We start from the raw sequence: 10,568 nt of genomic DNA on the forward strand, positions 1-10,568 counted from the left end.
GCCGCGCCATGACCGGCGCGGTCGCGGGCTCGGTACCCGCCCGGCTCAGCAGCCGTGCGGGAACCGGTCCGCGGGCAACAGCTGGTCCGCGGGCAGCAGTCGGCGGGTCTCGGCCACGTCGAGGTCCGAACCCATCCGCGCGTAGAGCGAGATCGCCTCGCGCAGGTGCGCCACGCCCGCATCCGGGTCGCCGGTCTCCACTTCGCACCGGCCGAGCCCGACCAGCGCCGCCGCCAGCTCGACCGGGTGATGCCACGTGCGGATGAACTCGAGCACCTCGCGGTAGGGCGCGAGGGCCGCGGCGGCTCCGTCGCGCGCGCGGACCAGCGCGCACAGCCCCACCCGGGCCTCGACCTGACTATGCAGGAAGCCGGCCCGGGTGGCGATGTCCAGGCCGGCGCGCAGCTGGTCCTGCGCCTGGGCGAACTCCTGACGGGCGATCAGGACGTATCCGGTGTTGGTGCGCGCGAAGGTCTCGATGTAGGGCGCCGCGGCGTCGAGGGCCGTGCGCAGCGCGGTCTGCTGCAGCCGCGCCGCGGTGTCCACGTCGCCGGACCTGAGCCGGATCCGGCCGAGCTCTCCGTAGGCGTAGCCGATGCCGATCGCGAAACCCGTCCGGGTGAAGATCTCCAGGGCGCGCTCGATGTACTCGCGGGCCCTGGCGAGCCGGCCGCGCCGCATCCACAGCCGGCCGATCTCCTGCAGGACGCCGCCCATGTTGTTGGGTGAGTCCCGGTAGCAGTGCAACGCTCGGGTGAGGATCGGCTCGACCTCGTCGAACCGGCCAAGGGCCTGCACCGCGTGGCTCAGCTGGAACAGGGCCATGCCCTCGCTCATCTCGTCGCCGAGTTCGCGGCTGAGCCGCAGGGCGCGCTCGGTGATGGCCACGGTGTCCTCGAACCGGCCGTCGTGGTTGGTGATGCCGGCGAGCACCGCGAGCGTGGTCGCCTCGTCCGAGAGGTTTCCGATCTCGCGCAGGATCTCCACGGCCTGCTCGATGTAGCCCAGCCCGAGCGCGGTCTCGGTGGTCGCGGCGACGGACCAGCCGAGGGTGCGCAGCGCGCGCGCCTCGGCCAGCCGGTCGCCGATCCGGCGGGCGATCGCCAGCGAGCCCTCGAAGCAGGCGATGGCGTCCCCGATCATTCCGCGCATGTGATAGGCCTGCCCCAACCTCCGCAGGGCATTGAGTTCCTCCGCGGGGTCGCGCAGGGTTCGCGCCGCGTCGAGCGCGCCGAGCAGCAGCGGGACGGCGCGGTCGAAGGGCCCGAACGCGTTGACGTACGCGTTGAGGCTCAGCGCCAGCGCGAGCCTACGCTTCGGTTCCAGCGTCGCGTGGCCGAAGACGGCGAAGAGGTTCTCCTGCTCGGCGTCGAACCAGGCCTTGGCATCCCGCCGGTCCTCCCGCGCGGGCCCGGAGGCGTTGCGGGTGACCGGCCGCGAGCCGGCCGTGCCGTGAAGGTAGAGCGCCCACGCGGCCGCCGCGGTCTCCACGTAGTAGTCGAGCAGCCGGTTCCAGGCCGCCTCGTTCTCGGCCGGATCGCACGCGGCGGCGCGCACCCGCGCGTAGGCGCGCAGCAGGTCGTGCAGGCGGTACCGGCCCTCCTCGCGCTGGATCAGGAGGCTGTGTTCGAACAGGTTCTCCAGCTGGTGTTCGGCCTCGCCGACCTCGGCGCCCTGGAGCGCGGCGGCGGCGAGGGCGTCGAAGTCGGGGCCGGGGACGAGGCCGAGCCGGGCGAAGAGCTGACGTTCGGCCTTGGGCAGTACGTCGAGGGAGGAGGCGAAGACCCGGGTGATGTCCCGGTCGTCGTCCTTGAGCAGGGCCAGCGGGTCGCAGTCGGCCCGGATGGCGGCCAACAGCGCCTCGGGGGCGAGCATGGGGCGGTGGCGCAGCCGGGCGCCGATGATCCGGATCGCCAGCGGGAGCCGGCCGCACCACTCGGTCAGGCCCCGGGCCGCCGGGTCGTCCTCGCTCACCCGGCCCGGGCCCGCCGCGGTGCTGAGCAGGGCGACCGCCTCGTCCGGCGAGAGCGCGTCCAGGCTGAGCAGCTCAGCGTCGTCGAGGCCGGTGAGCAGGTTGCGGCTGGTCACCAGGACCAGGCAGCCGGGCTCGGCCGGGATCAGGGGTTTGACCTGTGCCGGATTGCGGGCGTTGTCCAGCACGATCAGGGTCCTGGTACCGGCCAGGCGGGAGCGGTAGAGCGCGGCGCGCTCCTGCGTGTCGCGCGGGATCGCCTTCGGCTCAAGGCCGAGCGAGCGCAGCAGGTAGTCCAGGGCGTCCTGCGAGCTGATCGGGTCGAGGTCGGCGGAGTGGCCGTGCAGGTCGATGAACAGCTGGCCGTCGGGGTAGTCCTCGGCCAGGCGGTGGGCGGCGCGCACGGCCAGCGTCGTCTTGCCGATACCGCCCATGCCGTTGATGGCGGAGATGACGACGGTGGGGCTCGCGTCCGCGTCCGGCGGCCCCGCCTCGCCGCCCCCGCCCGCGCGGGCGGCGCCGACCAGGGTGTCGAGCTCTGCTTCGCGGCCGGTGAAGGCCCGGGTGTCGGCGGGCAGCTGACGGATCGAGGGCCGGGGCGGCAGCGGGACATAGAGCTCCACCGGCAGGGGAGCGGGCGGCTGGTCGGCGCCCGGCTCGGCGGCCGGCAGGGCGAGACAGGGGTCTGAGCGCAGGATGCCGGTATGCAGGCTGCGCACGTTCTCGCCCGGTTCCACGGCGAACTCGGCCGCGATGGCCCGGCGCAGGTCGCGGTAGACGTCGAGGGCCTCGGGCTGGCGTCCGGCCCGGTAGAGGGCGAGCATGAGCTGGCCGTAGAAGGCCTCGCGCCAGGGGTGGCGGTCGATCAGGGTCCGCAGTTCGCCGATGACCTGGTCGTGCCTGGCCAGGTGCAGATCGGCCTCGATCCGCCCCTGCACGGCCAGGATCCGCTCCTCGACCAGCTGCTGGATGGCGGCGGCGGACTGCAGGGCCGGGACGTCCGCCAGCGGCTCGCCGTGCCAGAGGTCGAGCGCGGCGGCGTACTCGCGCGAGGAGGTCTCCCAGTCGCCGGCCTGGGCGGCCTGCGCGGCGTTGGCCCGGTGCTCGGCGAACACGGAGGTGTCCAGTTCCCCGGGTTCGACGTCGATGACGTATCCGGGTGGCACGGCCCTGATTCTGCCGGCGTGCGGGCCGAGGGCCTGGCGCAGCCGCATCACCTGGTTGTAGAGCGAGGTGGTGGCCGAGACGCGGGGCCGGTCGCCCCACAGCAGCTCGGCGAGCTGATCGGCCGAGACGACCTGGTTGGGGCGCAGCAGGAGGGCCGCGAGGAGGGTACGGCGCAGCGTTCCGTTGATCTCGAGTGGCCCGGCCTGGGTGTTCACCGATACCGGACCGAGCAACACGTACTGCACGAACGAGCCCTCCACCACCCACCGTGCCGCAGAGCGCGGCCGTCGCGGCCTTGTCGGGAGCAGTGCGTCCCGTGCAAGCGCGATAGGCAGATGGTAGTCGCGCGGTAGGTGAAAGCGGAATGCTTTCTCCAGGCACCCGGTGCATTCTGCACGGCAGATGAATGCATGGGCGGTGACGAACCCCCGTTCTTCTTCCCTTCGCACGGTGGGGCGTCAGGGGTGTCTGCTGTGCAGGACCGGCGGTGACGACCCCGCCGCCGGTCCTGGAGCAGCCCGCGCCGCCGCTCACCAGGAGGGGAGAGCGGCGCGCGACAGGGCCGTGTCGATCACGGGCCCGGATTCGAACTCTGTGTTACAGCGTCGCGGACAGCGCCTTGACCGGCATCGAGAGCCGGTCGAGCAGTTCCAGGTCGGCGGTGGCCGGGCGTCCCAGGGTCGTGAGGTAGTTGCCCACGATCACCGCGTTGATCCCGCCCAGCAGGCCCTGCTCGGTGCCCAGGTCCCCGAGCGTGATCTCGCGCCCGCCCGCGTAGCGCAGGATCGTGCGCGGCAGGGCCAGGCGGAACGCGGCGATGGTGCGCAGCGCCTCCTTGGCCGGCAGCGGCTCGCGGTCGCCGAAGGGGGTGCCGGGGCGGGGGTTGAGGAAGTTGAGCGGGACCTCGTCCGGCTCGAGTTCGGCGAGCTGCGCGGCGAACTCGGCGCGCTGGGCCCGGGTCTCGCCCATGCCGACGATGCCGCCGCAGCACACTTCCATGCCCGCGTCGCGCACCATCCGCAGGGTGTCCCAGCGCTCCTGCCAGCTGTGCGTGGTGACGACCTCGGTGAAGTAGGAGCGGGCCGTCTCGAGGTTGTGGTTGTAGCGGTGCACGCCCATCTCGGCGAGCTCGTCCACCTGCTCCTGGCTGAGCATGCCGAGCGAGGCGGCCACGTTGATGTCCACGGCCTCGCGGATCGCCTTGACGCCCTCGCGCATCTGCGCCATCAGCCGCTTGTCCGGCCCGCGCACGGCGGCGACGATGCAGAACTCGGTGGCGCCGGTGGCCGCGGTCTCCACGGCGGCACGCACCAGGGACGGGATGTCGAGCCAGGCCGCGCGCACCGGCGAGGTGAACTGGCCGGACTGCGAGCAGAAGTGGCAGTCCTCCGGGCAGCCGCCGGTCTTGACCGAGACGATCCCCTCGACCTCCACCTCCGGGCCGCACCAGCGCTCGCGCACCTCGTGCGCGAGGGCGAGCAGCTCCTCGAGCCGGTCGTCGGGCAGCTCGAGCACCTCCAGGATCTGCCGCTCGTCGAGGGCGCGGCCTTCGTCGAGCACCTGCTCCCGGGCGACGGCGAGGATGTCGACGGCGGAGTTGTCGACGGCGGGGGTGGTGCCGGCGAGGTCGGTGGCGAGGTCGATGTCAGTCACGCCGATCATTGTCCCCTACCTGCCCGACGGCAGTCCGAACCGGCCCCGAGGCGTGGGTGAATGGTCGGATTCGCTCCCGTTCCACGTGAAACAATATGCTGCATAATGCATGATGTTCCACGTGGAACGACGGTGCGAGCAGGAATCGACGGGCCGTCAGGACGCGGTGCGACGGAGCCGACGCCGCGTCAGCAGGCCCAGCGGTCGCGGAACGCGCGGGCGTCGAAACCGCCGCCGAGGGCGGGGGACAGGCCCGCCTGGGCGGCGAGGAGGAACTCCGCCGGGTCCAGGGCGCCGGCTCCGGCCGGGACGGCGCCGGCCAGCGGGCGGGCGGCGAGGGTCTCGAGGTCCCGGACGTTGCAGCGCATCGCCAGGTCCGGCTCCGCGGCCACCGGCCAGCTGCCGAGCACGACGCCCGCCAGCTCCACGCCGCGCAGGGCCATCGACTCGAGGGTCAGCGCGGTGTGGTTGAGCGTGCCGAGCGCGGGGTCGGCCACCACGAGGGCGGGCGCGCCGAGTTCCCGGGCCAGATCGGCCAGGGTGGCGCCGTCCTCGTCGTAGCGCACGAGCAGGCCGCCCGCCCCCTCGACCAGCACCAGGGCGTGCTGGTCGGCCAGCTCCCGCACCCGCTGCGCCACGACGTCGAGCGAGAGGGTCGGCAGACCGCTGGTACGGGCCGCCGCGGCCGGGGCGAGCGGGTCGGGGTAGCGCGCGTACTCGTGCAGGCTGCCCTCGCCCAGCCCGGCCAGCCGTGCCACCGTGGCCAGGTCGCCGGGCTCGCCCTCGCCGATGCCGGTCTGGGCCGGCTTGACCACCGCCACTCCTCCGCCGCGGGCTGCGGCCAGGGCGGCGACGGCCGCGGTGACGATGGTCTTGCCGATGTCCGTGCCGGTGCCGGTGACGATCAGGATGCTCATGGTGCCGTGGTGCTCCGCTACTTGCCGTGTGCCGTGGTCGGATGCCCGCGCCCGCTGCCCGCTACTGCGCGGGACGGGTGAGACGGGCGAGGAACTTGTACCGGTCGCCGCGGTAGATCGAGCGCACCCACTCCACCGGTTCGCCCTCCTCGTCCAGCGAGTGCCGGGAGAGCAGCAGCATCGGCAGGCCGGTGTCCGTGCCCAGCAGCGCCGCCTCGCGCGGCGTGGCCAGGGCCGTCTCGATGGTCTCCTCGGCCTGGGCCAGGTGCACGCCGTACTCCGCGCTCAGGGCCGAGTAGAGCGAGGAGTACTTCGTCAGATGCCGCCGCAGGCCGGGGAAGCGCTTCGCCGAAAGGTGGGTCGCCTCTATCGCCATCGGCTCGCCGTTGGCCAGCCGCAGCCGCTCGATCCGCAGCACCCTGGCACCCTCGCGGATGCGCAGCAGGTCGGCCAGATCGGCGTCGGCGTTGACGTAGCCGACCTCGAGTAGGCGCGAGGCGGGCTCGAGGCCCTGGGCCCGCATGTCCTCGGTGTACGAGGTCAGCTGCAGCGACTGGGCCACCTTCGGCTTGGCCACGAAGGTGCCCTTGCCCTGGATCCGCTCCAGCCGGCCCTCGACCACCAGTTCGGCCAGGGCCTGACGGACCGTGGTGCGGGAGGTGTCGAACTCCTCGGCGAGGGTGCGCTCGGGCGGCACCGGCGTTCCGGGCGGACTGGACTGGGTCAGTTCCAGCAGATGCCGCTTAAGCCGGTAGTACTTCGGTTCGCGGGCCACCGGCTCTCCGGCCGTCGCCACGCCCTCGCCCTGCCCTTGTTCGTCGTGGAGTAGCGATTGATCATCCTCTTCGAACGCCACGGCACCTCCCTGGATAACGTTCCCGCCCGGCAGACGCTAATCGACTCCGGTCAACTCAGTCGCAAGATGCCATGCTGCCAGACGGAAGTGAAGGACCGCTGGGACGCGACGGCACCCGAGGGACCGAGGATAGCCAAGGTACGTACCGGTACGGACCACTTGGTTAAGAGAACCCTGCTCTCGGTGACGCCTTGATAACGGCTTAGCCGAACCGGGCCGGAATCCCTTGACGGTACGGATTGGTCTATGCCACTCTCCGAACTGGTCTAAACCATTGAGAGAGGTAGCCGGGCGGGCCCACAGCCCGCCCCGGACGCCGCCGCATCACCTGCAAGACCGCACACACCCGCTCCACCCCAGTGTGCACCGAATCGAAGCCCGGCCAAGCTCAGGATGGCCGGCCGAGATCAGATCGGTGCCGTCCGATTACCTTCCGACGGAGGAATGGTTTTGAAGAGCAAGAAGCTCGTCGCGGCGGTCTGTGCCTCCGCGACCCTCGCCCTCACCGCTTCGGCGTGCTCCTCGTCCAGCACCACCAGCCCCACCAGCACCGGCAGCAGCGGCGCTGGTAGCTCGTCGGTGCTCTCGACAGACGGCAAGGGCAAGACGATCAATGTCTGGATCATGACGGACGCCCAGAAGGGGTGGCCGGACGTCGTCAACTCGGCCGTCACCCGCTTCGAGGCCGCCACCGGCGCCAAGGTGGACATCAACTGGACCACCTGGTCCGGCTACACCACCAAGATCGAGGCCGCGATCAAGGCCGGCGGCTCGGGTGTGCCGGACGTCGTCGAGGTCGGCGACACCGACACCGCGTCCTTCATCGCCAACGGCGAGTTCGCCGACCTGACCTCGGGCAAGAGCCAGTTCGACAACTCCAGCACCTGGCTCTCCGGCCTGACCGAGTCGAGCGAGTCGGCCGACGGCTCGAAGCTCTACGCGATCCCCTACTACGCCGGTGACCGCGTCGCGATCTACCGCACCGACCTGTTCAAGAAGGCCGGCCTGAGCGTTCCGACCACGCTGGCCGACCTCGAGTCCGACGCCGCCACCCTCAAGGCCAAGGGCGGCGTCGCCAACCTGACGCCGTACTACGTCCCGGGCAAGGACTGGTACGTCGCGCTCTCCTTCGTCTTCGGCGCCGGCGGCGGCATAGCCACCGACAACGGCGGCACCTGGACCGGCACCCTCGAGTCCGCCGCGTCCGAGCAGGGCCTGGCCACCTGGGCCAAGCTCGAGGCCGACTCCTCCGTGGCCGGTCAGACCAAGGACGAGACCGACCAGGACGCGATCATGGCCCAGGGCAACTCCGGCCTGATCTTCGGCGCGGGCTGGGAGGCCGGTTCGGTCACCGCCGCCACCGGTGGCGGCAACCCCAAGCTGGCCAACGACATCGCCACCTTCCCGATCCCCGGCACCACCGCGGGCACGGTCACCCCGACCTTCCTCGGCGGCTCCGACCTGGCCGTCCCGGCCAACGCCCCGGAGGCCGGCCTCGGCGCCGAGTTCATCAAGTACTACACGGACACCACGTCCGAGACCATGCTGGCCAAGTACGCCATGCCGAACAACACCACGCTGATGTCCACCTTCGACGCCGCCAGCCCGGGTAACGCCGTCGCCGGTGCCGCCGCGGCCAGCAGCTGGTTCGTGCCGAACACCCCGGCCTGGTCGAACGTCGAGAGCCAGAACATCCTGCAGAACATGCTCGAGTCCATCGCGACCGGCAAGTCGACCGTCGACGCCGCCGCGAAGTCCGCGGACCAGCAGATCGCGCAGATCCTCAACGCCGGTTAAGTCCGACCCCCTGCCCGCCCGGTCCCCGGGCGGGCACAGTGGGATCTGACACCATCGGACGGCACTCGCGCCGCGTCGCGTCCCCCGACGCGCCGCGGCGCGCGTGCCACCGGCCACGAGCCATAGGCCACGAGCCATCGCACCCATCTTGAGCGAAGAAAGGACGCGACCTGTGAGCGCGCTCGAACTCGGCGATCCTCCCCGGGTCGCCGCCCCCCGGCCACAACCCCGGCGCCGCAGGATCTTCGGCGGAGCCGGCCGGCAGGCCGGGCTGACGCCCTACCTCCTGCTGCTGCCCACCGGCCTGGTCCTCGCGGCCATCATCGGCTACCCGCTGGTCCAGCTGGTGATCATGTCGCTGGAGAAGAGCGGCACCTCCAGCCAGTTCACCGGCACCCCGTTCGTGGGCTTCGCCGAGTACGGCAAGGTCTTCGGCGACTCGGTGTTCTGGTCGTCGGTGGAACGCACCATCATCTTCGCCGGCGCCAACGTCATCCTCTCGATCCTGTTCGGCCTCGGCATCGCGCTGCTGCTCAACCGGGTCTCGCGGACCGTGAAGCTGATCATGACGGTCGTGTTCATGTTCGTCTGGTCGGTGCCGACCACCGTCTCCACCGAGCTCTTCCGCTGGCTCTTCGACGCCCAGTACGGCGTGGTGGACTACGTGCTGTCCCAGCTGGGCATGACCTCCTACGCCCAGCACGACTGGTTCGCCGACCCCAACCAGGGTCTGCAGGTCTCCTCGTTCATCGTGATCTGGGGCGCCATCCCGTTCCTGGCGGTCACCCTGAGCGCCGGCCTGGCCCAGATTCCCAAGGAACTGCTCGAGGCCGCCCGCGTCGACGGCGCCTCGGCCTGGCAGGCGTTCCGCAGCGTGGTCTACCCCTTCCTCAAGCCGCTGCTGATCATCGTCACCACCCTCTCGGTGATCTGGGACACCGGCGTGTTCAACCAGATCTACATCCTGCGCCAGACGCACCCGGAGCCCGGTTACTACACGCTGGGCATCTACTCGTACGTCAAGGCCTTCGCCACCATCTACGGCAGCGACAACTTCAGCTACGGCGCGGCGATGGCGATCATCATGGTTCTGCTGATGGCCGTGTTCATGATCGGCTACATCCGGCAGCTGCTCAGAATCGGATCGGAGAGCTGATGAGCGCCGTCACGACCCCCGCCCCCGCCCTCGCGCCCAAGCGCAACCGCGGCGCGGTCCGCCGCCGCCGGGCCACCTTCGGCTGGAACATCCTCGGCCTGGTCATCGCCGCGGTCATGGGCTTCCCGGTGTACTGGCTGCTGCTGACCGCGACCGAGCCGACCCGGTACCTGCAGGGCACCACTCCGAACTTCCTGCCGAAGGCGTTCTCGTTCAGCTCCTTCTCCGAGGTCATCCACGACCCGCAGTTCACCCAGGACCTGACCAACAGCCTGATCATCACCGCCTCCTGCGTCGTGTTCAGCCTGGTGGTCGGCTTCCTCGCGGCGCTCGCGCTGGCCCGGTTCCGGTTCAAGGGCAAGGGCCTGGCGATCATCATCGTGATGGGGGTGCAGATGGTGCCGCTGATCGCGCTGCTGTTCCCGCTCAACGACATGCTGGCGAAGCTGCACCTGTCCGACTCGCTGATCGGCGCGACCATCGCGTACATCGCCTTCACGGCGCCGTTCACGGTCTGGACGCTGCGCACCTTCATCGCGAACGTGCCGCGGGAACTGGACGAGGCCGCGCTGGTCGACGGCTGCACCCGGTTCCAGACCTTCTACAAGGTCATCCTGCCGCTGACCCTGCCGGGCCTGGTGGCCACCGGCGTGTTCGGCTGGATCCAGGCCTGGAACGAGTTCCTGATGGCCAACATCCTGCTCACCGACAACTCGAAGCAGACGGTGCAGCTGTACCTGGTCACCTTCGGCAACTCCCCGACGCACGGCGCGGACTGGGGCGGCCTGATGGCCGCCTCCCTGCTGGTCTCGCTGCCGGTGGTCATCCTGTTCCTGATCTTCCAGCGCTGGATGGCCGCGGGCCTGACCGCCGGCGCCGTCAAGGGCTGAGTACGATGATCGCCCGGAGGGGACCCGTTCGCGGACGCGCTCGGGTCCCCTCCGGCGTTCTCCCGACCACGAAGGTGTACTGGCTGCTGCTGACCGCGACCGAGCCGACCCGGTACCTGCAGGGCACCACTCCGAACTTCCTGCCGAAGGCGTTCTCGTT

At 70.8% G+C, this 10,568-nt stretch carries 7 protein-coding genes; 3 read left to right on the plus strand and 4 right to left on the minus strand.

What is annotated here, in order from left to right:
* Window positions 1-45: 45 nt before the first annotated feature.
* The 4 genes from KDL01_RS44655 to KDL01_RS18465 form a co-directional block, all read right to left on the minus strand.
* A complete protein-coding gene (locus KDL01_RS44655; protein ID WP_212529754.1) occupies window positions 46-3,399 on the minus strand; it encodes an AfsR/SARP family transcriptional regulator in 3,354 nt (1,117 codons plus the stop codon).
* A 337-nt stretch (window positions 3,400-3,736) separates the two neighbouring features.
* Window positions 3,737-4,783, minus strand: a complete 1,047-nt coding sequence (bioB, locus tag KDL01_RS18455; RefSeq protein ID WP_438801967.1) for a biotin synthase BioB — start codon at window positions 4,781-4,783, stop codon at window positions 3,737-3,739.
* Between the two features lie 197 nt (window positions 4,784-4,980).
* Complete coding sequence (gene bioD, locus KDL01_RS18460; protein ID WP_212529756.1) at window positions 4,981-5,709, minus strand: dethiobiotin synthase; 729 nt, start codon at window positions 5,707-5,709, stop codon at window positions 4,981-4,983.
* Window positions 5,710-5,770: 61 nt separating this feature from the next.
* The gene (locus tag KDL01_RS18465; RefSeq protein WP_368861598.1) at window positions 5,771-6,505 is read right to left on the minus strand and encodes a GntR family transcriptional regulator; all 735 of its coding nucleotides are present in this window, start codon (window positions 6,503-6,505) and stop codon (window positions 5,771-5,773) included.
* A 510-nt stretch (window positions 6,506-7,015) separates the two neighbouring features.
* On the opposite strand from KDL01_RS18465, the gene KDL01_RS18470 reads away from it, so the two are divergent.
* The 3 genes from KDL01_RS18470 (at window position 7,016) to KDL01_RS18480 (ending at window position 10,408) form a co-directional block, all read left to right on the plus strand.
* Window positions 7,016-8,362 carry an extracellular solute-binding protein gene (locus KDL01_RS18470; RefSeq protein WP_212529757.1) on the plus strand — a complete coding sequence of 449 codons (1,347 nt, stop codon included), beginning with the start codon at window positions 7,016-7,018 and terminating at the stop codon, window positions 8,360-8,362.
* A 172-nt stretch (window positions 8,363-8,534) separates the two neighbouring features.
* The gene (locus KDL01_RS18475; RefSeq protein WP_212529758.1) at window positions 8,535-9,518 is read left to right on the plus strand and encodes a carbohydrate ABC transporter permease; all 984 of its coding nucleotides are present in this window, start codon (window positions 8,535-8,537) and stop codon (window positions 9,516-9,518) included.
* Window positions 9,518-10,408: a carbohydrate ABC transporter permease gene (locus KDL01_RS18480; RefSeq protein WP_212529759.1), complete on the plus strand. Its 891-nt coding sequence runs from the start codon at window positions 9,518-9,520 to the stop codon at window positions 10,406-10,408. The genes KDL01_RS18475 and KDL01_RS18480 overlap by 1 nt, the downstream gene beginning before the upstream one ends.
* The last annotated feature ends 160 nt before the right edge of the window (window positions 10,409-10,568 follow it).

The sequence above is a fragment of the Actinospica durhamensis genome (assembly GCF_018139695.1).
GTDB lineage: Bacteria > Actinomycetota > Actinomycetes > Streptomycetales > Catenulisporaceae > Actinospica > Actinospica durhamensis.